1 pseudogene is annotated in these 260 nt (G+C 66.2%); it reads right to left on the minus strand.

What is annotated here, in order from left to right:
* Nucleotides 1-17: 17 nt before the first annotated feature.
* A pseudogene (locus tag ACLJNW_RS26165) lies at nucleotides 18-260 on the minus strand (4-hydroxy-3-methylbut-2-enyl diphosphate reductase); the annotation flags it as partial.

Below are 260 nucleotides of genomic sequence, written 5' to 3' on the forward strand. Positions count from 1 at the left end.
CTTTCATTGCGCACGGTTCACAAAGCCTTGACCCGCAGTTCCTTGGGCATCGAGAAGGTAATGTTCTCCTCCCGCCCCTCCAGTTCCTGCTCCTCCGACGCCCCCCACTCGCGTAGCTGGGCGATCACGCCGCGCACCAGCACTTCCGGCGCGGAAGCGCCTGCGGTGATTCCGATGCGACGCACACCGTCGAACCAGCCGCGTTGCATGTCCTCGGCGCCGTCGATCAGGTAGGCCGGCGTGCCCATCCGCTCGGCGAG

Source organism: Salmonella sp. SAL4457, from assembly GCF_046548235.1.
Taxonomy (GTDB): Bacteria; Pseudomonadota; Gammaproteobacteria; order Enterobacterales; family Enterobacteriaceae; genus Salmonella; species Salmonella enterica.